The following is a 22,567-nucleotide window of genomic DNA, read 5'->3' as shown; positions in this document are numbered from 1 at the left end:
GCTAAACGGAGAGACTTCCATGAGCGTTCTGGACGGGGTGTCACTGCTATTGGCCGTGGCGCTGTTCATTTATCTGCTGGTTGCGCTGTTACGCGCGGATCGGAACTAGGAGCAGGGCTATGCACAGTTATGACTATTGGCTGATCATCGCCTTCTTTGCCGTGGTGCTGGTGCCGGCACCGTTCCTGGGGCGGTTCTACTACAAGGTGATGGAAGGCCAGCGCACCTGGCTCACGCCGGTGTTCGGCCCCGTCGAGCGCGCGTGTTATCGCCTGTCGGGCGTTGACGAGCATCAGGAACAGAGCTGGCAGAAATACACGCTGGCCTTGCTCGCGTTCAACCTCGCAGGTTTCTTGCTGTTGTTCGCGATCCTGTTGTTCCAGGACTATCTCCCGCTGAACCCGCAGAAATTGCCGGGTCAGGAATGGACCCTGGCCTTCAACACTGCGGTCAGTTTCATGACCAACACCAACTGGCAGTCCTACAGCGGTGAGGCGTCCCTGAGTTATCTCAGCCAGATGGTGGGCCTGACCGTGCAGAACTTCGTCAGTGCGGCCACCGGTTTGGCAGTCCTGGTCGCTCTGTGCCGTGGGATCGGTCGCAAATCCACCAAGACATTGGGTAACTTCTGGGTCGATATGACGCGGGCCACCCTCTACGGCCTGCTCCCGCTGTGCCTGGTGCTGGCATTGTTCCTGGTGTGGCAGGGCGTGCCGCAAACCTTCGCGCATTATGTGGATGCCGTGACCATGCAAGGCGTGGATCAAGTGATCCCCCTGGGTCCGGCCGCCAGCCAGATTGCGATCAAGCAATTGGGCACCAATGGTGGCGGCTTCTTCGGCGTCAACTCGGCGCACCCGTTTGAAGACCCGACTGCCTGGGCCAACCTGTTCGAGTTGGCGTCGATCATCCTGATCCCGGTGGCGCTGGTCTTCACCTTCGGCCATTACGTGAAGGACCTGCGTCAGAGCCGCGCGATTCTCGGCTGCATGCTGGCGTTGTTCATCATCGGCGGCGCGACCTCGCTGTGGGCCGAATACCAGCCTAACCCAACCCTCAACAACCCGGCCGTGGAGCAAACCGCACCACTGGAAGGTAAAGAGGCACGCTTCGGCACCACCGGTACCGTGCTGTGGTCGGTGACGACGACGGCGGCGTCCAACGGCTCGGTCAACGGCATGCAGGACAGTCTCAACCCCCTCAGTGGGATGGTGGCGCTGGTCAACATGATGGTCGGCGAAGTGATCTTCGGCGGCGTCGGTGCTGGCATGTACGGCATGTTGCTCAACGTCTTGATCGCGGTGTTCCTGGCCGGCCTGATGATCGGCCGTACTCCGGAATACCTCGGCAAGAAACTCCAGGCCAAGGAAGTGCAATTGCTGGTGGTGACCCTGCTGGTGATGCCGGTCGGCGTGCTTGTGCTGGGCGCTATCGCCGCCAGCCTGCCGGGTCCGGCCGGTGCCATCAGCAACCCCGGGCCCCACGGTTTCAGTCAGTTGCTCTACGCCTACACCTCGGCCAGCGCCAACAACGGCTCGGCATTTGGCGGCTTCAGCGCCAACACCGCGTTCCATAACTTGATGCTGGGCCTGGGCATGTTGATCGGCCGCTTCGGCTACATCCTCCCGGTACTGGCCCTGGCCGGCAGCCTGGCGATGAAGAAGACCGCACCGATCGGCCAGAACAGCTTCCCGACCCATGGCCCGCTGTTCGTGACCCTGTTGACCGTGACCATTTTGCTGGTGGGCGGCCTGACCTTCCTGCCGACGCTGGCACTGGGCCCTATCGCTGAACACTTGAGCATGGGCTTCTAAGGGGAAATGAAAATGAATATGCCTGCAAAAAACGCGGCTCCGGTGAACACCCAGGAACCGCCAAAAACCGCGATGTCCGCCCTGTGGCGCCCGGCGCTGGTCCAGGCCTTCGTCAAGCTGGACCCGCGCCAGCTGCAACGCTCGCCAGTGATGCTGGTGGTCGAGTTGACCGCCATCCTCACCACCGTGTTGTGCTTTGTGCCCGACACGGCAGTGCCGACCTTCGTCGCCGTGCAGATTGCCGTGTGGCTGTGGTTCACCGTGCTGTTCGCCAACTTCGCCGAGGCCTTGGCCGAAGGTCGTGGCAAGGCCCGCGCTGACAGCCTGAAGGCCGGCAGCGAAGGCCTCAGCGCACGCCGCAAGGAGGCCGATGGCAGCTTCAAGGTCGTGCCGGCCGCCAGCCTGCGCAAAGGCGATGTCGTGCGCGTCACCGCCGGGGAAATGATCCCCGGTGACGGCGAGGTCATCGAAGGCATCGCCGCGGTCAACGAGGCGGCGATCACCGGCGAATCCGCACCGGTGATCCGCGAGTCCGGCGGCGACCGCTCGGCCGTTACCGGCAATACGCGTCTGGTGTCGGACTGGCTGCTGATCCGCATCACTGTCAACCCTGGCGAGTCGACCCTGGACCGCATGATTGCGTTGGTGGAAGGCGCAAAACGCCAGAAAACCCCCAATGAAGTCGCGCTGGATATCCTGCTGATCGGCCTGACCTTGATCTTCCTGTTGGTGGTGGTGACCCTGCAGCCGTTCGCCCACTTTGCCAATGGCAGCTTGCCGCTGGTGTTCTTGGTCGCACTGCTGGTGACGCTGATTCCTACCACCATCGGCGGTTTGTTGTCGGCCATCGGCATCGCCGGCATGGACCGCCTGGTGCGCCTCAACGTGATCGCCAAGTCTGGCCGCGCCGTGGAAGCGGCGGGCGACGTGCATGTGTTGCTGCTCGACAAGACCGGCACCATCACCTTCGGTAACCGTCGTTGCGCGGCGGTGGTCGCGGCGCCTGGCGTCAGCGGCCGGGACTTGGCCGAAGGCGCGCTGCTGGCGTCACTTGCGGACGACACGGCAGAAGGTAAATCCATCGTCGAATACCTGCGTGCCTTGCACCCCCAGGCCGAGCCGTCCCTGGATGAGCTGACCGCCGTACCGTTCAGTGCTGAAACCCGCTTGTCCGGTGTCGACTACCAGGGCCGCGTGTTCCGCAAAGGCGCAGTGGACTCGCTGCTGGCGTTTATCGGCCAGCAACGTCGCGACCTTGCCCCTGCGCTGTCGCGGGAAATCGACAAGATCGCCCAGAGCGGCGGCACCCCGTTGCTGGTGTGTGCCGATGGCAAGCTGCTGGGCGCGATCCACCTCAAAGACGTGGTCAAGCCCGGCATTCGCGAGCGTTTCGCCGAGCTGCGCAAGCTGGGCATCCGCACCGTGATGGTCACCGGTGACAACCCGCTGACCGCCGCCGCGATTGCCGCCGAAGCGGGCGTGGATGACGTGCTGGCCGAGGCTACTCCGGAGAAAAAACTCGCGCGCATCCGCCACGAACAGAATGACGGTCGCCTGGTCGCGATGTGCGGCGACGGTGCCAACGATGCCCCGGCGCTGGCCCAGGCTGACGTCGGCATGGCGATGAACGACGGCACCCAGGCCGCACGCGAGGCGGCCAACATGGTCGACCTCGACAGCGACCCGACCAAGCTGCTCGACGTGGTGCAGATCGGCAAAGAGTTGCTGGTGACGCGCGGTGCGCTGACCACGTTCTCTATCGCCAACGACGTGGCCAAGTACTTCGCGATCCTGCCGGCGCTGTTCGCCTCGATCTACCCGCAACTGGGCGTGCTCAACGTGATGCACCTGCAGAGCCCGCAGAGCGCGATTCTGTCGGCGATTGTGTTCAACGCCTTGATCATCGTGGTGCTGATTCCCCTGGCCCTGCGAGGTGTGCGTGTGCAGGCGGCGAGTGCCGCGGCGTTGCTGCGCCGCAACCTGTTGATCTATGGGCTGGGCGGGATCCTGGTGCCGTTCGTGGGCATCAAGGCGATCGACATGCTGCTGACTGCGCTGCACCTGGTGTAACCCCAACCCTGGTAGGAGCCGGCTTGCCGGCGATGGGTCCGATGCGGTCCGACTGACCCTTCGTCATCACCGGCAAGGACCAAGCGTCCTCCGGCTCCTACAGGTCGTGATGATTCAATGTGAGGAATGTGCAATGTCTAACATGATCCGTCCGGCCCTGAGCCTGCTGGTGCTCATGACCCTGATCACTGGCGTCGCTTACCCGCTGGTAGTGACTGGCGTCGCCCAAGTGGCGTTCCCGGACCAGGCCAATGGCAGCCTGGTGCGCGACGACAGCGGCAAAGTGCGTGGCTCCAGTCTGATCGCCCAGGATTTTACCGGCGACAACTGGTTCCACCCACGCCCATCGGCCGGCGCGTTTGCCACGGTTTCCAGCAGCGCCAGTAACCTGGGCCCAAGCAATCCGGCATTGGCCACCCGTGTGTTCGACGACGCGAATAAACAGTTGGTGCCAGCCCAGGGCCCTGTGCCTCTGGCTTCGCTGACTACCTCTGGCAGCGGTCTTGATCCACACTTGCCACCTGCGGCAATTGCCTATCAACTGGCGCGAGTGGCGGCGGCGCGGAATGTGCCGGTGTCGACCTTGCAGCGCTTGCTCGATGAACACATCGAAAGCCCGCTGGTAGGCCCGCCGGTGGTGAATGTGCTGGCGCTGAACATGGCCCTGGAAAAATTGTAAGCGGTGGTGCCGTCATCGCGGACAAGCCCGCGCCCACAGGGGGATGCATGCCTAATGTGGGAGCGGGCTTGCCCGCGATGACGGCGTGACAGACTCCCTATGAATACCTGAAGGAACCCTCGCGCATGAGCGACTCCGGCCGCGCCGACGCCCTCTTAGCCGATCTGCCCCGGGATGGCCGTGGCCGGCTCAAAGTCTTCCTCGGCGCCGCGCCGGGAGTGGGCAAGACCTACGCCATGCTCCAGGCGGCCCACACGCAGTTGCGTCAGGGGGTGCGGCTGATCGCCGGCGTGGTCGAGACCCACGGGCGCGCCGAGACTGAAGCCTTGCTCAGCGGCCTGCCGCAGCAGCCATTGTTGCGCACGGAATACCGCGGCGTGATGCTCGAGGAAATGGATCTCGATGGCCTGCTCGCCGCCAAGCCCAAGCTGGTGCTGGTCGACGAACTGGCCCACAGCAATGCCCCCGGCAGCCGGCATGAAAAACGCTGGCAGGACATCCAGGAACTACTCGCCGCGGGCATCAACGTGTTTACCACGGTCAACGTCCAGCACCTGGAAAGCCTGAACGATCAGGTGCGTGGCATCACTGGCGTGCAGGTGCGCGAAACCCTGCCGGACTGGGTGCTGCAAGAGGCGGATGAACTGCTGCTGATCGACCTGCCATCGCGCGAACTGCTGGAGCGCCTGCGCGACGGCAAAGTCTATGTGCCGGAGCAGGCTCGCGCGGCCATCGATGCGTTTTTTACCCAGACCAACCTGATGGCGCTGCGCGAGCTGGCGATGCAGACCGCCGCCGCCCACGTCGATGACGATTTGGCCCAGGGCTATCGCCAACTGGGCCAGGCTGCGCCAGCGGTGCGCGGTCGTTTGCTGGTCGGCGTGGATGGCGATGCGCAGGCCGAGCGCCTGGTGCGTCATGCCAGCCGCGTGGCCCAGCGCCGGCATTTGCCGTGGAGCCTGGTGCATATCGATAACGGCCGCGCGCGCGATGAACAATCGCGCCTGCGTCTGCAAAACGCCCAGCAACTGGCCGAGCGCCTGGGCGGGGAAGTGGTGCTGCTGCGTGCGGGGGAGGTGGCCAAGACCTTGATCCAGCATGCCGCCGAACGCCGTGCCAGCCTGGTATTGGTTGGGCAATCGCGGATGCGCTGGCGCCGCCGCGTGTTCGGTGGTGGCCTGGCCGCACGCCTGTTGCGCAATGCGCGGGGCCTGGAAATCAACGTGCTCGACAGCGACGACATCCCCGCACCGCCGCGTCTGCCGGATGTGCGCGGCTTGGTGTGGTTTGACTACGCCTTGGCGGTGCTCGCCACCGTGGTGGCTGCGGCTGTGGCCTGGGCGGTGTCCAGTGTGTTGCCGCTGCCGAATATTTCCCTGGTGTTTCTCGCCGCCGTGTTGCTGGTGGCGGTGCGCAGCAGTCTCGGGCCGTCGCTGGTGTGTGCCGCGCTGTCGTTCCTGACGTACGACTTTCTGTTTATCCCGCCGAATTTTTCCTTCGCCATCCAGCGCGAAGAGGACGTGCTGACCCTGCTGTTCTTCCTGCTCATGGCCGCGCTCACCGGTAACCTGGCTGCCCGCCAGCGCCGGCAGCTGCAGGCGTTGCGCGATACCCAGGAAGAAACCAGTGAATTGCTCGACCTGTCGCGCAAACTCACGGCCGCCACCGATCGGCAGGCGGTGATCAGTGCGGCGGCGCATCATCTGGAAGGTTGGAGCGACCTGGACCTGTGCCTGGTCAATCGCGATGGCCAGGGCGGCTGGAAGGTCGAGACCGGTGGCCCATTGACCCTCACCGAAGCCGAACGCGCTGCCGCGGATTGGGCCTGGCAGCATGACCAGCCAGCAGGCATGGGCACCGGCACCTTGCCGTTCGGTCGTTGGTGGTGGTGGCCGCTGTCGAGTGAGGAGGGGCCCTTGGGCTTGCTCGGGGTGAGTGCCAAGCCCGGCCGGGAATTGAGTGGCCAACGCCGCCGCTTGCTCACTGCGCTGAGCCAGCCGCTGGCCCAGGCGCTGGCGCGGGCGCAACTGGCGCAGGAGCTGGAATCGGCGCGCCTGCACGGCGAAACCGAGCAACTGCGCAGCGCGTTGCTGGCCTCGGTGTCGCATGATTTGCGCACGCCGTTGACGTCCATGCGCGGCAGTATCGACAGCCTGCTGGCGCTCGGTGAGGCGATCCCGCTGGAGGATCGCCGCGAATTGCTCGAAGGTACCCGCGATGAGGCCGAGCGCCTCGACCGTTACATCCAGAACCTGCTCGACATGACGCGCCTCGGCCACGGCGCCCTGAAGCTGGCGCGCGATTGGGTGTCGCCGGGCGACATCGTCGGCAGCGCACTCGGGCGTTTGCGTGCCGTATTGGCGCCGCTGCAGGTCAGCACCCAGGTGCCGGCGGAGTTGCCGTTGCTGTATGTGCATGCCGCGTTGATCGAGCAGGCGCTGGTCAATGTGCTGGAAAACGCCGCCCGCTTTTCGCCGCCCCAGGGCCGTTTGCAGCTCAGCGCCGGTGTCTCTGACAACCAGCTGTTTTTTGCGGTGGCCGATGAGGGCCCGGGGATTCCCGAGGAGGAGCGTGCGAAGATTTTCGATATGTTCTACACCGCCGCCCGAGGCGATCGCGGCGGGCAGGGCACGGGGCTGGGCCTGGCGATCTGCCAGGGCATGGTTGGTGCCCATGGTGGGCATATCAGCGTGGCCGATGGCATCGACGGGCGCGGCACCTGCATCACTTTATTCCTGCCGCTGCCGACCCAGCCTGGCCTGGAAGGCGAGCCGTGAGCTACCCTCTTTTCTCCACGGAATTTGATTGGACACCATGAGCCAGACCGCGACGATTTTGGTCATTGATGACGAACCGCAGATCCGCAAGTTCTTGCGCATCAGCCTGGCCTCCCAAGGCTACAAAGTGATCGAGGCCGGCACCGGCAACGAGGGCTTGGCCCAGGCGGCGTTGAGCAAGCCGGACTTGCTGGTGCTCGACCTCGGCCTGCCTGACATGGACGGCCAGCAGGTGCTGCGCGAGTTTCGCGAATGGTCGATGGTGCCGGTGCTGGTGTTGTCGGTGCGGGCCAGCGAAGGGCAAAAGGTCGAGGCACTCGACGGTGGCGCCAATGACTACGTGACCAAACCTTTCGGCATCCAGGAATTCCTCGCCCGCGTGCGCGCGCTACTGCGCCAGGCCCCGGCGGGGGAAGCCCAGGAAGCGGCGTTGCGGTTTGGCCCCTTGACCGTCGACCTGGCCTACCGCCGCGTGCTGCTGGACGGCGTCGAAGTGGCGCTGACCCGCAAGGAATACGCGGTGCTCGCGCAACTGGCGCGGCATCCGGGGCGGGTGATTACCCAGCAGCAACTGCTCAAGGATATCTGGGGCCCGACCCATACCGATGACAGCCACTACCTGCGCATCGTGGTGGGCCATCTGCGCCAGAAACTGGCGGATGACCCGACCCAGCCGCGATTTATCGTGACCGAGGCGGGGGTGGGTTACCGGTTGTTGAATGCTTGAGTTTATCGGCGCCTGGACGGGCGTCATCGCAGGCAAGCCAGCGCCTGCATTCGTCCGCATTCCAGGGGGCGAACTCGATTGAATGTGGGGCCAGGGCTTGTCTGGTTTTTGTGACGGGGGACGACATTTTTGCAGGCCAGTTCCTGCATTCGTCCGCATTCCAGAGGGCGAACTCGATTGAATGTGGGAGCCGGGCTTGCCCGCGATGAGGCTCTCAGCTACTACCCCCCTGTCAGCGCTGCTCACTCTCATACCGATCCAGCGTGTCACTGGCAATTTCCCGCCCCAGCGCGATCAACTCCGGCGCCTTGTAGAACTCGAAAAACCGGCACACCCGCTTCGGCACGTTGATCAGGATATCCGGCGGGTAGCCCGCGATCTTGTACTGCGCCAGCGACGTCTGCATCACCTCGAAGCTTTGGTTGATCAGGTCCAGCAATGACGCCGGGCCGACGTTGTCGATGATGAACGAGCCAGTCGCCGACTTCGGTGCCCCGGCCTTTTCCGGCGCGGCGGCAGGTTGCTGGGATTCCGGCTCGGCCGACTCCAGCCACGGGTTGATCTCAGCCGCCTGGGCCTGCAGGGCTTCCTGCTCCAGCTTCAACAACTGCTCGGCCTGTTTGCGGCGAAACGGCAAGTGTGAGCCGAGGGACTTCACCAGGCTGTCGAAACGGCTCTTGAACGCCGGCGGACGCTGGATCACCGGCAACTGGTAGTGCTTCTGATTGGTGGCGTTGAGGTTGACCGCAATGATCAAGTCGCAATGGCTCGACACCACCGGCACGATAGGCAGCGGGTTGAGCAGGCCGCCGTCCACCAGCATGCGGTTGCCTTGCATCACCGGGGTGAACAGGCTTGGAATCGCCGCCGAGGCACGCATGGCCTGGTGCAGGCAGCCCTCCTGGAACCAGATCTCCTGCTGGTTGGTCAGGTCAGTGGCGACGGCGGTGTAAGGGATGCGCAGCGCTTCGATATTGATCTCGCCGACGATCTTGCGGATCTGCCCGAAGACTTTCTCGCCGCGAATCGCCCCGAGGCGAAAGCTCACGTCCACCAGGCGCAATACATCGAGGTAGTCGAGGCTCTCAATCCAGTTGCGATATTCATCCAGCTTGCCGGCGGCGTAGATCCCGCCGACCACGGCGCCCATGGAGCAGCCGGCGATACAGGCAATGTCGTAGCCGCGCCGTTCGATTTCCTCGATCACCCCGATATGGGCGTAGCCCCGCGCCCCACCGGAGCCCAGCACCAAGGCAACACGCTTTTTCATGGTCGATGTCCTCCCCTAGGCAAGCACCCACAATGCACCTTTTGAGGGGGTGGCTTCAATCTTCGTGCGGGCATGCAGTATTTTTCCAGGAAAGCCATGCAGCTCGGGTATGCTCTGGCAATAGGCGAGTTCGATTTCAGGTTGACTGATAAGGCACTTTTCCTTGTAGGAAACGTCTACAGCGTACGACTGTTTTTCTTTATTTGAGGTGTCATCAATGAAAGCCTGGATGTGTGTGCCTGTGATCGTGTTGGCCCTGGCCGGTTGTGCCGGGAAAACCGCGTACCGCGACAGCTGCGGCACGCAACTGGATGCAGCGTGGCACGAACTGGACTTGGCCAAGGCCGAAGGTTTTGCCGGCACCGTGAGCTACTCCAAGGCCCTGTCTTTGTTGACCGGCGCCAAGACCCAACAGCAATTCGAAGCGTTTGAAGGCTGCTCCAACAAGGCCGAGAAAGCGCGGTTCTATATTCGTGAGTCGCGCGCCGGCCGCTAAGCCGTCTACGCTGGCGTGAGCCAGCCGGGATTTTCATCGTCAAGGGGGAAGGGATGTCAGCTTTGGTCGATCAGTTAGTCGCTCAGGTCATTGGCCTGGAAGTAGGGTTACTGAGCTGCCAGGCTCGCCTCGCTGCCGTCACCGACGATGAAGCCCTGCATGACCTGCGCACTACTGTGCGCCGCCTGCGCAGCCTGTTGCGCCCCTTGCGCGGGCTGCCCGGGGTGGAACAGGTTGAGGCGGCCGCCCGCGCGGTCGGCCAATTGACTACGCCGCTGCGTGACCGTGAGGTGTTGGCGGCGTATTTGCACGCACATGGCCACCACGAGGCCGCTGATCGGCGCATGCGCCTGCAACCCGATGCGTATCGCCATGTGGCGCAAGGCTTAGAACTTGCGCATTTGCTGCTGATCCTCGATGCATTTCCACGGTTTATCCGCGCCAGCGAACATCAGAAATTGCTCAAGGGCCTGCGTCCGCGAATCCAGAAACGACTGGCCAAGCAATGGCACCAACTTGATCAAGCCCTGAAGGATCCTGAGCACGATCGCCACCGCCTGCGCTTGTTGATCAAGCGCGTGCGTTACGCCGCCGAGGCTTATCCCGAGTTGGACAAGCTGCCCGCCAACGCCATGTCGCGCCTGAAAAAGGCCCAGGGCGCGCTGGGCGATTGGCATGACTGCTGGCAGTGGCTGGCCCAGGCTGAACACCAGGCGGATTTGCAGCCGTGTGTTGCCGTGTGGCATCGCACCATGGCCAAGGCGCAAGGGCAGGCGGACCGCGTGCTGGACAAGCTCAGCGCCGATTGTTTCTAAAACGGTCCGGGTTTTGGCCGGAATAAGCGCTGTACGTTGCTGGCTCGATGGTTAAGATCCTTCATCTGTTTCTTTTGATGTGAGGTCGCCATGCGCTTTAGTGATTTGCTCGACGCCGCCCGAAACCACCCGCTGGACGTCACCATTCCCGCCGATTGGGCCCAGGGCCGCGCCACGTTTGGCGGCCTGGTCGCCGCCTTGCAGTACGAAGCGTTACGCGCCAAGGTGCCGGCTGATCGCCCATTACGCTCGCTGGCAATCACTTTCGTCGGCCCGGTTGCGCCTGACGTAGCGGCCAGTTATGAAGTCGAAGTCTTGCGCGAAGGCAAGGCGGTCAGCCAATTGCTTGGCCGTGTGGTGCAGAACGGTGAAGTGGCGACACTGGTCCAGGCCAGTTTCGGCGGGTCTCGCGCGTCGGAAATCGATGTGGCGAGCGAGCCAGCGCCGGTGTTCAAACACTGGGATGAGTGCCAGGAGTTGCCCTATATCAAGGGGGTCACCCCTGAATTCATGCGCCACCTGGCGATGCGCTGGAGTGTCGGCGGCTTGCCGTTCACCGGCAATAAGTCCCGCGACATGGGCGGTTGGGTGCGATTGCGTGGGGATGTCAAAGAAGAACCGCTGACCGAGGCGCATATTCTCGCCCTGGTCGATGCCTGGCCGCCGGCCTTGCTGCCGCACCTCAAGAAGCCAGCGCCAGGCAGCACCTTGACGTGGACCATCGAATTTATCCAGCCGCTGCAGAACCTGACGACCCTGGACTGGTGCCAATACCACGTTAACATCGAACACGCGCGTGACGGCTATGGCCATGCCGCTGCCGCACTGTGGGGCCCGACCGGCGAGCTGATCGCCCTGAGCCGCCAGACTGTGGTGGTCTTCGCCTGACCTCAATGCCGGTGGCGCTGGCGCCAGGCACGCCACCAGCCGCCGCTCAGCACAAAGCGCGGGAAGGTCACGAACTGCTCGACCACCAGGCGTTGCACTGCGTCTTTACGATCACTGAATGGCTCACTGGCCTGGGCTTCCAGGCTATGCCCATGACGCTGCAGCGCCAGGCCGGCGAGAATGCCGACAACGCCAATGGCGAAACTGGCCAGGCTCAGGCTGAACACCCCCGACACAATCAACAGAAACCCGATGATGAACAGCGGCACCGCAATCAGGTGCAACGCCAGGTTGGTCGGGTGTTGATGGTTCTGCGGGTAGTTACGCCATTGCCAGGCGGGGAGATTGGGATGACGTTTGCCCATGGTGGTGAATCCTCTGTCCGTTGAAACAACATGCAGAGAGTCTAGGTGGGGTTGGGTGAGGGGGCGAATTGGGGCTGGCTATGGGGGTCATAGAGGGCAATTTTTGACAGGTTACCGTCATGTCAAAATAGCGCAGTCAGGGTCGTCCCTGTGCATCAGATACCTAAGAATAGGTATGCGTTCGTAGGACCGCTGCAATACCTTTGCATCGTGCAGAACCTCAGGTTCACCGAGGCCTAGTTGTAGGGTGGGGACTACAGGTTGAACAGTCCTACAGTTTCAACTGCCCGATCGCCTTACTCAGTTCCCCAGCCAGCGTCGCCAGTTCATTGCTGGTCGTCGCGGAGTCCACGGTCTGTTGCACGGTGTTCTCGGTCACATCACGGATGCTTACCACCGCGCGGTTCATCTCTTCGGCGACGTGGCTTTGCTGTTCGGCGGCGACGGCGATCTGGGTGTTGCTTTCGCGCATTTGCGCCACGGCGCCGGTGATTTCGGCGAGTGCGGCGCCGGCCTCCTGGGCTTGTTGCACGCAGTCGTCAGCCTTGAACGAGCTTTCCTGCATGAAGTCCACTGCGTCGCGAGTGCCGGCTTGCAGCGCCGAGACCATGCGGGTGATTTCGTCGGTGGAGCTCTGCACGCGCTTGGCCAGGTTGCGCACTTCGTCGGCAACCACGGCGAACCCCCGGCCCATTTCGCCGGCGCGGGCCGCTTCGATGGCGGCGTTGAGCGCGAGCAGGTTGGTCTGTTCGGCGATGCTGTGGATCACGCTGACCACACCGTTGATTTTCTGGCTGTCCTCGGCCAGTTTCTGGATCATTTCGGCGGTCTGTTGCACGCCGGTGGACAGCCCGGCGATTGAGCGCTGCACGCGGGTGACCACTTCCTGGCCGCTGCCGGCGAGGGTGTCGGCGGTCTGGGACAGGTCGCGCGTGGCACCGGCATGTTGAGCAATGTGGTAGACGGTGGCGGTCATCTCGTTGATAGCAGTGGCGGCCTGGTCGGTCTCGCTTTGCTGGCCGAGCATGCCGTGCTGCACTTCGTTCATGCTGCTGGCCAGCCGCGCGGCACCCTCGTCGAGTTGCCGGGCGGTGCGTGCCACCGTATTGACCACCCGCTGGTAGCCGGCTTGCATGGCGTTGAAGGCGCTGGCCATCTGGCCGACCTCGTCCTTGCAGGCCAAGGGCACACGGGCCGACAGGTCGCCGGTTTTCTCCACGTGCAGCATCACGTCCTTGAGGGTATTGAGCTGGCTGAGCAGGAAGCGGATCAATAGCTGCGAAGCGCCGAGCATCGCCAGCATCAGAATCAATACGGCCACCGCATAGTTGGCGAAGCGTTCGCCGAACACTTGGCTCAGGCTGGGGGCATAGGCCAACACGGCGACCTGTTGGCCGTCGGGGCGCGCGATCACTTCGGCGCCCATCAGCGGGTTCTCGCCAAACAGCGGCATACGGTTGAGGTCGATCCAGCCGTTGGCGCCGCTCAGGGCTGAAAGATCCTGGTCAGCTCGTTGTGGGATTTGGCCTTGTGCATATGTCAGCCAGTGCTCATCTGTGGGCAGGGCCTTTTCCGCCGGCCAGGCACTGAGCAATCGCGCCTGGGCCTGCGCCGAGGCCTGGGACGCATCGCTGCGCGCCTGTTGTTCAAGCTGCACGGCGTACAGCACCAGCAGCAGGGTGGTGATGAAAGCGACCGCGTTGACGGCCCAGAATTTGTACTTCAGCGAGATATTGCTAAGCCAGGCACCCATGGAAGGTTTTCTCTGATAGCGGAAACAGCATTGGCAAGGTGCCATTATTGTGCCGCTACTCAGGAAGGCGGTTTTGACATGGGTCAATGCGCCGCATCAATCCACGGCAGGCAAGCCAAAAAACGCGCGCGCGCTGGCGGTGCTGTGCGCGGCCAGGTCTTCCACGCTTTCGTTGCGGTGCAGCGCGACTTCGCGCAGTACTTCCGGCAAGTAGGCCGGTTCGTTGCGGCCGTTTTTTGGTTTGGGCCGCAGGGTGCGCGGCAGCAGGTAGGGGGCGTCGCTTTCCAGCATCAGACGGCCACGGGGAATTTCCCTCACAAGCGGGTGCAAGTGTGTCCCACGGCGTTCGTCGCAGATCCAACCGGTGATGCCGATGTGCAAGTCGAGGTCGAGGTAGCTGAACAATGCCGACTGTTCGCCGGTAAAGCAGTGCACCACGGCGGCGGTGAGGTGGTCGCGGTAGTCCTTGAGGATTTCCAGCAGGCGCTGGTTGGCGTCGCGTTCATGCAGAAATACCGGGAGTTTCAACTCGACGGCCAGGGCCAAGTGCTCTTCCAGGACTTTCTCCTGCTGCGGGCGTGGGGAAAAGTCGCGATTGAAGTCCAGCCCGCATTCGCCCACGGCACGCACGCGGCTTTCACTGAGCAGGCCGCGCAAACGCTGGGCGCTGTCGCCGTTCCAGTCACTGGCGGAATGCGGGTGGATGCCGGCCGTACTGAACAGGCGCTGGCCGCTTTCATCGAGTTTCAAACACAGTTCCAGGGCCAACTCACTGCCGTCGACGCTGGTGCCGGTGAGTACCAATTGCTGTACGCCAGCGGCATAGGCTCGCTCGAGAACGGCCAGGTGCTTCTCGTCGAAACTGGGGTTGGTCAGGTTGACGCCGATATCAATGAGTTGCATGGTGCTATCTCCGCCTGCGGCCGGAAAGCATATCAGAGCTGTAGATTTATAAGAAAATCGAAGAACTACAACGAGTTATAGCTGTCTTTGAACGTCGCAAGTGACATTGTGGTCGGCCGACCGCCTGACCCAGTGTCGCCGTTGCGTACCTTGCCAGCGCATAAAGCGCTCTGTTTCTGACGCCCACCGCCTCGTTTTTCGCGAGAGCGTTGGCCAGTATTCTTTCCGGAGAGCGGATGATCCGACCCTCGGCGTTGTTTATGTTGTGCCTGACGTTATTGCTGCCCATGGCGGCGGTTGCGCGTCTGGACGGGCCGCTGGAAGTGACCAAGCCCAGCAAGGTGCGCGACCTGGCGGAGATCCGCTCCAGCCGCACCTTGCGCGTATTGGTCAACCAAAGCCGCAATAGCTCTGGTGAAGTGCAGGGCCAGGCTATAGGGGTGGAATATCACCGCCTGCGCGCCTTCGAGCAGTACCTCAATGGCCACGCCCGTGATGGCCAGGAAATCAACCTCAAGATCATTCCCAAAGCCAAGGACCAACTCCTTGGCGCGCTGGCCCGTGGCGAAGGCGACCTGGTGGCCCCTGGTGAACTGCTGGATGTGAAGGCCGCACACAAGATCAGCACCAGTGACCCGATCGCCAGCGGTGTGCCGTTGTGGCTGGTGGGGGTCAAGGGCGAGCGGCGGTTTACCAAGTTGGAGCAACTGTCTGGCCGGACCGTGGCGCTGACCACTGGCAGCGCGGCGGCGGATGCCATCAGCCAGGTCAATCAGAAGCTGGCGCTGCACAAGCAGCCGTCGATCAAGGTGGAATGGGTCGACCCGACGCTCGCGGTGGAGGACGTGCTGGAGATGGTCCAGGCGGGGATTTTTCACCTGACCATCGTCGAGAAGCCGATTGCCGAGCGCTGGTCGAAAATCTTGCCCAAATTGCGCTTCGATAAGCAGGTGGCGATCAGCGAACCAGGTGACGAGTACTGGTTCGTGCGCCAGGACGCGTCGATGCTGCGGGCCAGCATCGATCGATTTCTCAAGACCTATCGGACGCCCTCCGACCAGGATGTCGCGTTCCAGCGTATCTATCGGCGCCTGTACCAAGTGCGCAATCCGCTGGCCCGGGTCGACCGCCAGCGCCTGGAGAAGCTGCGCCCGGTCCTGCAAAAACATGCGCGCGAGCAAGGCATGGACTGGCTGAACCTTGCGGCATTGGCCTTCAAGGAGTCGGCACTCGACCCCGGCGCGCGCAACAGCGGCGGGCCCACCGGCCTGATGCAGATCACGCCGTCGGCGGCGCAGCGGGTGGGGGTCAACAATATCGAGAACCTCGACAGCAATGTGCAGGCCGGTGCGCGCTATCTGGCGATGATCCGCCGCAAGTTTTTCGCCAGCCCCAAGCTCAATGAGCGCGAGCGCATGGCCTTTGTACTGGCGGCCTACAACATGGGCCCGGAGCGCGTCCAGGGCATGCGCACCGAGGCCAGGCGCCGGGGGCTCAACCCCAACCAGTGGTTCTTCCAGGTTGAACGCATTGCCATGGAGCAGGTGGGCATGAGCGGCGTCAGCTATGTTAATAGCGTTAACAAGTACTACTTGGCGTTCGATCGGGAGCGAGAGTCCCTGGAGCCGCCAGCGCCGAAAATTGCCTCACGGAAGTAATCGATTAATTCGATATTGATAAGGCATTTTTTGCGCTTTTAACATTGCTTAAACTGATTAATATGGCGGCCAACCAACCCCTGTTTCGAAAAGGATTACAAGCATGAGCCCACTGATCAAAAGCCTCCTGACCACCCGTGCCGGTTATGGCCTGACTGTCCTGCGCATTGTTGTCGGCATTATCTTCGCGGCCCACGGCTCGCAAAAACTCTTTGGCTGGTTCGGTGGCTACGGCCTGGCCGGCACGGCGCAGTGGATGGAAAGCATCGGCCTCGCACCGGGTACCCTGATGGCACTGTTGTCGGGCGGGACCGAGTTCTTCGCCGGCCTGGCACTGATCATCGGTTTGCTCGCTCGCCCGGCGGCACTGGGCTTGACCATCCTGTCGCTGGTGGCGATCTTCTCGGTGCATATCCATAACGGTCTGTTCATGGCCAATAACGGGTATGAGTTCGCATTGGCGCTGCTCGGTGGCGCACTGGCAGTGCTGCTGGAAGGTGCCGGCAAATTGTCTGCAGATCGCGCCATCGCTCGCTGATCGACGTCTGGAAAACCGACAAGGCCCGCCCATGTGCGGGCCTTTTCGTTGCCCGCCATTCTTGACATCGCCCCTGCGGCTTCTCTAGGATGCCGCTCATGCGCCGATTTAAACAGCTAATTGCGGGGCGCCACCGGGACTCTATGCAGCCCGACAGAAGCTTGTTCTCCCATGCCGAGACAGCTTTGAAATTCCGCTAAAGCGCTGGTTCGGTGTTGCCTCTCACCTGCCCGCAGACTTTTGAGGCAGAGACACGACACGATGAATGCACTACGCCCCCTGATACGCCTGGCCCCGATCACCGCGGACCTGACTCAACGCAATCCGAAAATTCTCCTGGGCGGCAAGCACCAGCCGACGCTGTTGCGTTACCTGGATGGCTGGCCGCGTCGTACCGGGCGGCCATCGGCGTTCCTGATCCAGTTTGTGGAAGACGGCGACTCTCTCGCCCGTTTTGCCAACAACAGCTTTGACCTCGCGGTCATCCAGGCTCCGAGCGCCGTCAATGCAGCTGAAGTGATCGGCCATCTGACCCGCATTGCCCGGCAAGGGCTGATTGCCCGGCGCTGAGGTTCAGCGACGTGCGGCCTCGCCGTTCAAGCGTCGTCGACGATGGCCGAGAAACACCAGCCAGGCAACCAGGCACAACATCAGCGGGATCGCGAAGGTCACGCCCAGTTTTATCGCCAGCTCCAGGCGATTGATCTGCGCGTATGCCTCGGCCTTCAAGGCGTGCAACTCCATGGGCAAACGCAGGCGCTCCTTATTGAGGGCCTGCAATTGCGTCCTGGTGTCCACTGCCTGGGTGCCCAGGTTGATCACTTGTGGCGTCAACTGCCGCCATTCCTGTTCCGTTCGCTGCAGGCGTCGTTCCACCTCATAGGCCTTGCCGCGATAGACCTGTTCGGCGGCGTTGCGCATGGCCTCCAGCAGGGGCGGTGAGTTGCTCGCTGGCGTACGCGGCCGAACGTTGGCCAGTGCTTCAAGGGCGGACAGGTTATCCAGTGTATTCAAGATAAACAGTGCGTTGCTGTCAGGCGTCGCGGGGCTGAGCTGATCGGTGAGCATGTCGGTGTCGGCGACCACCACGACATGGATCTGTGTCGCTTTTTGCACGCCCGGCGGTTGACCCTTGATGCCTTCCGGAAATGCCGAATAAGCCGGCCCCTCGATACGGGCCGCAATTACGTGGCGTTTGCCTTGCTTGGGCAGCACGTCAGCCAATGCGTCACGCGCGGTGACGTCCACGAAACGCTCGGTATCCATCAGCTCGGCGTGCTCGGAGCTGTACAGCAGGGGGGTAAACGTCGTGCGACTTTTAGCCAGGCGAGAGACGGCGCCGCTGCTGGATACGATCACGGTGTTCAATTTCCAGGTGCTCACATCCTGCGTGTTCATCGCCTGCCGTGGCAGGTTTAACCGGGCCGGGTACCGCTCCGCGTTTCTTCCGGGGCCCGGCTCAGTCCACGACGAATAGAGGCCGTCGACCAGCAGCTTATCCGCTGGCATCTGGATACCCCAGGCGGCCAGCAGTTCGTGCAATCGAGTATTGGCTGGCGCACGGCCTGAGCGTTGCTCGCCCAGGGGGTCGATAAACATCATCAACCTGCCGCCCTTCAATACAAATTGTTCAATGCCATACAGAGTCTGCTCGGACAACGCGGCGGGCTGCACCACCATCAGTGCCTGGACATATTCCGGGATGCGCACGGTCGTCGACTCCAGCAGCGCGAGGTTAAAGTGCTGCTGCACGGTCTTGAGCAGCCGCCCTGCGGATTCCTCCATCGCTTGCCCTGAGATCAGACCGACAATGGGGCGCTCAGGGTGTTGCAACTTATAGATCAAGTGGCTGATTTCGTAGTCGAGCAAGGGCTCACGATCAAGGCTGAATGATTCGATGCGTTGCGCACCGTGACCGGCACGGGTACCGATAAGGCCCAGAAAACCGGCCTCATCGTCGAGGCCAAATAGCTCCGCTTTGTAGGCATCCTCTGAAAAACGTGCAGGTTCGATAAGGTGCAGGTTGAGCATGCCTCGGGCGGCTTTTTCATATTCCTTGAGCCGGTCTTCGATACGCTTGCCATAGCGTTTCATCGCGGGACTTCTTGCTGGGGTGTTGTTGGCGTTGAAGTAATACAAGTCTACCGGGCTTTCCAGGGCATTCAGGAAGTGCCGTACGGTGGGGGATAAAGTGTGGATCTGTGAACGGGAATAGTCCCAGCGAATGTCGGGAAGTTTAACTATCCAGACCAGGTTGAACGCGAGAAATAGTAAAAGCAAGACAATAAGTGTCATGCCGGTACGCAGAGTGGATCGCATGGGGCTTTCCTTCTCAGCGATGCTTGTAATTAAGGGTGATGGTCGCCGCAGTGAGGAAGGCCAGGATCATGCTAATGAAGTAAAGAATGTCGCGAAGTGCAAATTTTCCATCGTCCAGGCTGCTGAATCTTGAAAGCGGATTGAGGGAACTCAAACTGTCGATAACCCAAATGGGCGCTTGATGTTCCAGAGCATCGAGTAAAGATGAAAGTCCACTGACGGTGAGCAGTAAGCCCATCGTCAGTATGACGACGACGGTACGCTGACGGACGCAAGTGAAGATGAAACAACCGGCAGATAGATAACTGCCCGCCAGCAGCCAACTTGCCAAAAATTGCGAGGCTATAACGGCGTTGTCCGCCCTGCCAAGATAATTGGCGATGATGACCAGGGGAAACGTCAACAGCAGAGCCACGCCGACTACAGCCCAGGCAGCCAGGAACTTGCCGATCACCCACTCAAAGGGGGTGACGGGCAATGTTTTCATCAGTTCGAGAAAACCGGCATTCGCCTCATCCGACCAGAGTTGCGCCGCCAGGGCGGGGATCAAGAGTAAGTAAAGCCAGGGATGCAGTTGGAAAAAAACCTGCAAGGTGCGGCTGTCTTGCTCCAGCCACGGGCTGAGGTGAAAACCCAAGGCCACGGACAGTACTAAAAAAATCGCCACGCTCAGGTAGGTGCCTGGTGTGCAGGCATAACTGGCGAGTTGGCGCTTGAAAATGACGGGCAGCAATTTCAAAGAGTGGCCTCTCGGCTCAGGTGGTGGACCACATCGTTCACGCGGCCTGACTCCTGGTGCAGCGAGCTGATTTGCCACCGACGACTGGCGATGAGTGTGTGAATGTGTGAGGAGATGTTATGGCCCGGCATGGCCAGCACGGTCACGGTGCCGGGGGCATGGCGATGCTCTTCGATGCCCGCCACGCCTGGCAGGACGGCGAGCGCCAGCAGGTCCAGAGGCGTTTGCGCGGTCAGGGTAACTGCCTGGAAATGGCGGGAATCGCGTTGCAGATCAGGCAGTGGCGTATCGGCCACCAGACGCCCGCCCGCAAGCACCAGCGCCCGTGTGCAGAGTTCGGACAATTGATCGCAGTGCCGGGACGCGATGATCACCGTCATCTCCTGCGTCAACGACCTCATAAGCGCCCTGAAGGTGTGTTTTTGATCGGGTGCCAGCCCTTCGGTCGGCTCATCCAGTAACAACAAGGCTGGCCCATGCAGGATGGCTTGGGCAATCGCGACTTTACGTTTCCATCCAGTGCAGAGTGTGTCGAGGGGCGCGTTGAGAATGGGCCATAACTCCAGTCGCATGGCGGCATGTTCCACGCGCGCGCGTTTTTCTGCGCCGTGGAACCCACGAATGCTGGCAATGAAATGCAGGAACGCGTTCGCCGACATCGTCGGATGACCGAGATCCCGGTCCAGTTGATAGCCGATCGCTTTCTTTATCTTGAGAACTTGCGGGTTGATACCCTGGACAGTGACGTGGCCACTGGAAGGCGAAGTTGTACCGGAAAGTATATTCAATAGTAGCGTTTTAACAGCAGGGTCTTCTCCAAAAAGCCCCAGGCATTCGTGTTGATTGGCGCTGAATGAGAGATCACTGATAATGTTTTTCTTGTCCAGGTATTTTGTCACGTTGCTTATTTCGATCATGTGTTTACCGAATAAGTTTGGTATGACGTTAAGGGAGAGATTTTAAAAAGGGTACGGATAATCATCGCTTTTGGGAACGACGATCAGCATTAATAAGAGAAGTCCTACGTGTGTGCCCGGTACATCGCTGAAACAATTGGAGTGTGTGTTGACTTTTAAATTTCGAATGTTTATTTGATGTTTGTATAGACGTTCTGCGCTGTGTAACGAGGCCTGATAATCATGATGCTGCTACGTACCCTAGTTCTTGAACGCGATGGTCAGGATGCACCGGTCAACGGCGCACTGCTCTGTGGGTTTGCTGTTGGTCAGATTGCCTCCAACTTCCTCGTCTACAGCCTCGATGAAGAAGTTGAACCGGGGAGTTCCAGGGTTTACATCGCGGCATTGCGTAAAAAAGCCGAACGGTATTTTCTCGGTGGTGTCGAGTCCAGGGACGACTTGCAAGTTGCCATGCATGTGTTCAAGCAAATTCTGACGTTGGCGGCGTCGGGTGCAAAAGCCGCTGGCGTCACGGAAACCCAGTTGCCCTATCATTTTGTCGATTTGAAAGGCTGCAAGCTGCCGCCTGCCAGGCCCGAGGATCACCACTCGGTGATCATCAAGAAAGCGCTGGTGATGAAGGTGATTACCCTGGGCATTTCCGCGCCTGCGTTGCCGGCAATCGAAAGCGCGTCATTGATCGTGCCGTCCATTCGCTTTTCATCGAAATTAAGCTCGTCCCCCAGGGCAGCGATCGCGGCCGACCCTGCCCGTGTACCTGAGCACGAACAGCCTGTCGAAGAGCCACGCCCGGTGGCGATCGAAATGCCGGTAAACCGCGTACAGGCTGAACCTGTGATGCCGCCCGCGCCGGAGCCGCGGGGGCAACCTGGATTGCCCGCGCCCATGGACCAGAACGCCATGTTCGAGGTGGACAGTACACTGACCAACCTGGCGCGTGTCGCACAGGAGTTGACCCAACAAAAGCTCGCCGTCATCGAACAGCAGGCGGCGCTTGATCAATGGCAGGCTCGATTGCAGCAGGAACAAAGCCAGTCCGATGAGAGGTCTCGAGAGCTGGAGCAGCGCATTGCCCAGTTGCATGACCAGTCGCTGGCGGTCAGCCAGAGAACCGAAACACTGAAGGTCATGACGTCGCAGGTGTCGAACCTGCGCCAAAGCTTGCGCGCGATGCTGCTGGACCTGGATCAGGTCCTGGATGGCTAGACCGGCCTGGCTACTTTCCCGGGTTCATTTATCATCAACGCCAGCCAGCCGACGCCAGGGCATGATTGCCTGGCCGATCGGCACCTATGGACATTGCCTGGGGATGCATGCGTTTGAGTACCAAGCTGATTACCAAAGAAGGTCATGAAGCGCTGAAGAAAGAGCTGGACTACCTGTGGCGCGAAAAGCGCCCGGACACCACGCGCAAAGTGACATGGGCTGCATCGCTGGGCGACCGCAGCGAAAACGCCGACTACCAATACAACAAGAAATTGCTGCGCGAGATCGATCGCCGGGTCCGGTACCTGCGCAAGCGCCTGGAAGACATGCGCGTGGTGGAGTACATGCCCGAGCAGGAAGGGAAGGTGTTTTTCGGCGCCTGGGTCGATATCGAAAACGAGCAGGGCGAGACCAAGCGTTTTCGGATTGTCGGCTATGACGAGATTTATGACCGGATGGACTATATCTCCATCGACTCACCGATGGCCCGCGCGTTGTTGCGCAAGGAAGTCGATGACGAGGCCATCGTGCAGACGCCCGGCGGCGAAGTGTGCTGGTGGATCACCGGGATCGAGTATGTGAAGTGAGCGGCGTTGGCCCGCGTCCCTTGAAGGACGCGGGCCATTGTGT

21 protein-coding genes are annotated in these 22,567 nt (G+C 61.4%); 14 read left to right on the top strand and 7 right to left on the bottom strand.

The genetic code is table 11. The annotated features are described in order from the left end of the window. The first annotated feature begins 19 nt into the window (after window positions 1-19). The 6 genes from kdpF (at window position 20) to AC07SI_RS15445 (ending at window position 8,067) form a co-directional block, all read left to right on the top strand. Complete coding sequence (gene kdpF / locus AC07SI_RS15470; RefSeq protein ID WP_003218754.1) at window positions 20-109, top strand: K(+)-transporting ATPase subunit F; 90 nt, start codon at window positions 20-22, stop codon at window positions 107-109. Between the two features lie 10 nt (window positions 110-119). Continuing rightward, on the top strand, window positions 120-1,814 hold the full coding sequence (kdpA, locus tag AC07SI_RS15465) for a potassium-transporting ATPase subunit KdpA (RefSeq protein ID WP_106804759.1): 1,695 nt from the start codon (window positions 120-122) through the stop codon (window positions 1,812-1,814). Window positions 1,815-1,826: 12 nt separating this feature from the next. Further along, window positions 1,827-3,884 (top strand): potassium-transporting ATPase subunit KdpB, encoded by a 2,058-nt coding sequence (gene kdpB / locus AC07SI_RS15460; protein WP_371920680.1) that lies wholly within the window; start codon window positions 1,827-1,829, stop codon window positions 3,882-3,884. 133 nt (window positions 3,885-4,017) lie between these two features. Then, window positions 4,018-4,563 carry a potassium-transporting ATPase subunit KdpC gene (gene kdpC / locus AC07SI_RS15455; protein WP_065901764.1) on the top strand — a complete coding sequence of 182 codons (546 nt, stop codon included), beginning with the start codon at window positions 4,018-4,020 and terminating at the stop codon, window positions 4,561-4,563. 125 nt (window positions 4,564-4,688) lie between these two features. Beyond that, on the top strand, window positions 4,689-7,340 hold the full coding sequence (locus AC07SI_RS15450) for a DUF4118 domain-containing protein (RefSeq protein WP_065901761.1): 2,652 nt from the start codon (window positions 4,689-4,691) through the stop codon (window positions 7,338-7,340). A gap of 37 nt (window positions 7,341-7,377) precedes the next feature. Further along, window positions 7,378-8,067 (top strand): response regulator, encoded by a 690-nt coding sequence (locus AC07SI_RS15445; protein ID WP_106805704.1) that lies wholly within the window; start codon window positions 7,378-7,380, stop codon window positions 8,065-8,067. Between the two features lie 232 nt (window positions 8,068-8,299). On the opposite strand, the gene AC07SI_RS15440 is transcribed toward AC07SI_RS15445, so the two are convergent. Then, window positions 8,300-9,337, bottom strand: a complete 1,038-nt coding sequence (locus tag AC07SI_RS15440) for a patatin-like phospholipase family protein (protein WP_065901760.1) — start codon at window positions 9,335-9,337, stop codon at window positions 8,300-8,302. 217 nt (window positions 9,338-9,554) lie between these two features. Here AC07SI_RS15440 and AC07SI_RS15435 point away from each other — a divergent pair, with 217 nt between their 5' ends. The 3 genes from AC07SI_RS15435 to AC07SI_RS15425 all read left to right on the top strand — a co-directional run bounded on the left by AC07SI_RS15435 (window position 9,555) and on the right by AC07SI_RS15425 (window position 11,536). After that, entirely contained in the window at window positions 9,555-9,833 is a 279-nt protein-coding gene (locus tag AC07SI_RS15435; protein WP_010176194.1) for a hypothetical protein, read from the top strand. Window positions 9,834-9,886: 53 nt separating this feature from the next. After that, the gene (locus tag AC07SI_RS15430) at window positions 9,887-10,648 is read left to right on the top strand and encodes a CHAD domain-containing protein (protein ID WP_495006008.1); all 762 of its coding nucleotides are present in this window, start codon (window positions 9,887-9,889) and stop codon (window positions 10,646-10,648) included. Window positions 10,649-10,738: 90 nt separating this feature from the next. Beyond that, entirely contained in the window at window positions 10,739-11,536 is a 798-nt protein-coding gene (locus tag AC07SI_RS15425) for an acyl-CoA thioesterase (RefSeq protein WP_495006007.1), read from the top strand. A gap of 2 nt (window positions 11,537-11,538) precedes the next feature. On the opposite strand, the gene AC07SI_RS15420 is transcribed toward AC07SI_RS15425, so the two are convergent. From AC07SI_RS15420 to AC07SI_RS15410, 3 genes are all read right to left on the bottom strand, one after another. After that, window positions 11,539-11,901, bottom strand: coding sequence for an Mpo1-like protein (locus AC07SI_RS15420; RefSeq protein WP_065901754.1), 363 nt, complete (start codon window positions 11,899-11,901; stop codon window positions 11,539-11,541). Between the two features lie 271 nt (window positions 11,902-12,172). Beyond that, window positions 12,173-13,654: a methyl-accepting chemotaxis protein gene (locus AC07SI_RS15415; protein ID WP_495006006.1), complete on the bottom strand. Its 1,482-nt coding sequence runs from the start codon at window positions 13,652-13,654 to the stop codon at window positions 12,173-12,175. Window positions 13,655-13,750: 96 nt separating this feature from the next. Continuing rightward, window positions 13,751-14,557 (bottom strand): TatD family hydrolase, encoded by an 807-nt coding sequence (locus AC07SI_RS15410; RefSeq protein ID WP_495006005.1) that lies wholly within the window; start codon window positions 14,555-14,557, stop codon window positions 13,751-13,753. A gap of 236 nt (window positions 14,558-14,793) precedes the next feature. Between AC07SI_RS15410 and AC07SI_RS15405 the strand changes: the two genes are divergently transcribed. From AC07SI_RS15405 to AC07SI_RS15395, 3 genes are all read left to right on the top strand, one after another. Beyond that, entirely contained in the window at window positions 14,794-16,215 is a 1,422-nt protein-coding gene (locus tag AC07SI_RS15405) for a transglycosylase SLT domain-containing protein (protein WP_213550959.1), read from the top strand. Between the two features lie 103 nt (window positions 16,216-16,318). Further along, entirely contained in the window at window positions 16,319-16,753 is a 435-nt protein-coding gene (locus tag AC07SI_RS15400; protein WP_065901747.1) for a DoxX family protein, read from the top strand. Window positions 16,754-17,014: 261 nt separating this feature from the next. Further along, the gene (locus tag AC07SI_RS15395; protein ID WP_065901740.1) at window positions 17,015-17,323 is read left to right on the top strand and encodes a hypothetical protein; all 309 of its coding nucleotides are present in this window, start codon (window positions 17,015-17,017) and stop codon (window positions 17,321-17,323) included. A 3-nt stretch (window positions 17,324-17,326) separates the two neighbouring features. Here AC07SI_RS15395 and AC07SI_RS15390 read toward each other — a convergent pair whose 3' ends face one another. From AC07SI_RS15390 to AC07SI_RS15380, 3 genes are read right to left on the bottom strand one after another with little or no spacing between them, the layout of a single operon-like run. Continuing rightward, window positions 17,327-19,072 (bottom strand): Gldg family protein, encoded by a 1,746-nt coding sequence (locus AC07SI_RS15390; protein WP_495006004.1) that lies wholly within the window; start codon window positions 19,070-19,072, stop codon window positions 17,327-17,329. A 13-nt stretch (window positions 19,073-19,085) separates the two neighbouring features. Further along, window positions 19,086-19,811, bottom strand: coding sequence for an ABC-2 transporter permease (locus tag AC07SI_RS15385; RefSeq protein WP_495006003.1), 726 nt, complete (start codon window positions 19,809-19,811; stop codon window positions 19,086-19,088). Continuing rightward, on the bottom strand, window positions 19,808-20,728 hold the full coding sequence (locus AC07SI_RS15380) for an ABC transporter ATP-binding protein (protein ID WP_495006002.1): 921 nt from the start codon (window positions 20,726-20,728) through the stop codon (window positions 19,808-19,810). The genes AC07SI_RS15385 and AC07SI_RS15380 overlap by 4 nt, the downstream gene beginning before the upstream one ends. A gap of 222 nt (window positions 20,729-20,950) precedes the next feature. On the opposite strand from AC07SI_RS15380, the gene AC07SI_RS15375 reads away from it, so the two are divergent. Further along, a complete protein-coding gene (locus tag AC07SI_RS15375) occupies window positions 20,951-21,937 on the top strand; it encodes a hypothetical protein (protein WP_201143798.1) in 987 nt (328 codons plus the stop codon). Between the two features lie 113 nt (window positions 21,938-22,050). Beyond that, the gene (gene greB, locus AC07SI_RS15370; protein WP_016972352.1) at window positions 22,051-22,524 is read left to right on the top strand and encodes a transcription elongation factor GreB; all 474 of its coding nucleotides are present in this window, start codon (window positions 22,051-22,053) and stop codon (window positions 22,522-22,524) included. The last annotated feature ends 43 nt before the right edge of the window (window positions 22,525-22,567 follow it).

The organism is Pseudomonas sp. GW821-FHT05D12 (assembly GCF_059419825.1).
This window is presented reverse-complemented; position numbering and strand designations above follow the sequence as displayed.

Excerpts from the sequence above, each read along its gene's own strand:
- AC07SI_RS15375 (WP_201143798.1), top strand. The coding sequence starts at position 20,951 with ATGATGCTGCTACGTACCCTAGTTCTTGAACGCGATGGTCAGGATGCA.
- AC07SI_RS15405 (WP_213550959.1), top strand. The coding sequence starts at position 14,794 with ATGATCCGACCCTCGGCGTTGTTTATGTTGTGCCTGACGTTATTGCTG.
- kdpF (WP_003218754.1), top strand. The coding sequence starts at position 20 with ATGAGCGTTCTGGACGGGGTGTCACTGCTATTGGCCGTGGCGCTGTTC.
- AC07SI_RS15440 (WP_065901760.1), bottom strand. The coding sequence starts at position 9,337 with ATGAAAAAGCGTGTTGCCTTGGTGCTGGGCTCCGGTGGGGCGCGGGGC.
- AC07SI_RS15420 (WP_065901754.1), bottom strand. The coding sequence starts at position 11,901 with ATGGGCAAACGTCATCCCAATCTCCCCGCCTGGCAATGGCGTAACTAC.
- kdpC (WP_065901764.1), top strand. The coding sequence starts at position 4,018 with ATGTCTAACATGATCCGTCCGGCCCTGAGCCTGCTGGTGCTCATGACC.
- AC07SI_RS15425 (WP_495006007.1), top strand. The coding sequence starts at position 10,739 with ATGCGCTTTAGTGATTTGCTCGACGCCGCCCGAAACCACCCGCTGGAC.
- AC07SI_RS15410 (WP_495006005.1), bottom strand. The coding sequence starts at position 14,557 with ATGCAACTCATTGATATCGGCGTCAACCTGACCAACCCCAGTTTCGAC.
- kdpB (WP_371920680.1), top strand. The coding sequence starts at position 1,827 with ATGAATATGCCTGCAAAAAACGCGGCTCCGGTGAACACCCAGGAACCG.
- AC07SI_RS15430 (WP_495006008.1), top strand. The coding sequence starts at position 9,887 with ATGTCAGCTTTGGTCGATCAGTTAGTCGCTCAGGTCATTGGCCTGGAA.
- kdpA (WP_106804759.1), top strand. The coding sequence starts at position 120 with ATGCACAGTTATGACTATTGGCTGATCATCGCCTTCTTTGCCGTGGTG.
- AC07SI_RS15445 (WP_106805704.1), top strand. The coding sequence starts at position 7,378 with ATGAGCCAGACCGCGACGATTTTGGTCATTGATGACGAACCGCAGATC.
- AC07SI_RS15380 (WP_495006002.1), bottom strand. The coding sequence starts at position 20,728 with ATGATCGAAATAAGCAACGTGACAAAATACCTGGACAAGAAAAACATT.
- AC07SI_RS15395 (WP_065901740.1), top strand. The coding sequence starts at position 17,015 with ATGAATGCACTACGCCCCCTGATACGCCTGGCCCCGATCACCGCGGAC.
- AC07SI_RS15435 (WP_010176194.1), top strand. The coding sequence starts at position 9,555 with ATGAAAGCCTGGATGTGTGTGCCTGTGATCGTGTTGGCCCTGGCCGGT.
- AC07SI_RS15415 (WP_495006006.1), bottom strand. The coding sequence starts at position 13,654 with ATGGGTGCCTGGCTTAGCAATATCTCGCTGAAGTACAAATTCTGGGCC.
- AC07SI_RS15400 (WP_065901747.1), top strand. The coding sequence starts at position 16,319 with ATGAGCCCACTGATCAAAAGCCTCCTGACCACCCGTGCCGGTTATGGC.
- AC07SI_RS15390 (WP_495006004.1), bottom strand. The coding sequence starts at position 19,072 with ATGCGATCCACTCTGCGTACCGGCATGACACTTATTGTCTTGCTTTTA.
- AC07SI_RS15450 (WP_065901761.1), top strand. The coding sequence starts at position 4,689 with ATGAGCGACTCCGGCCGCGCCGACGCCCTCTTAGCCGATCTGCCCCGG.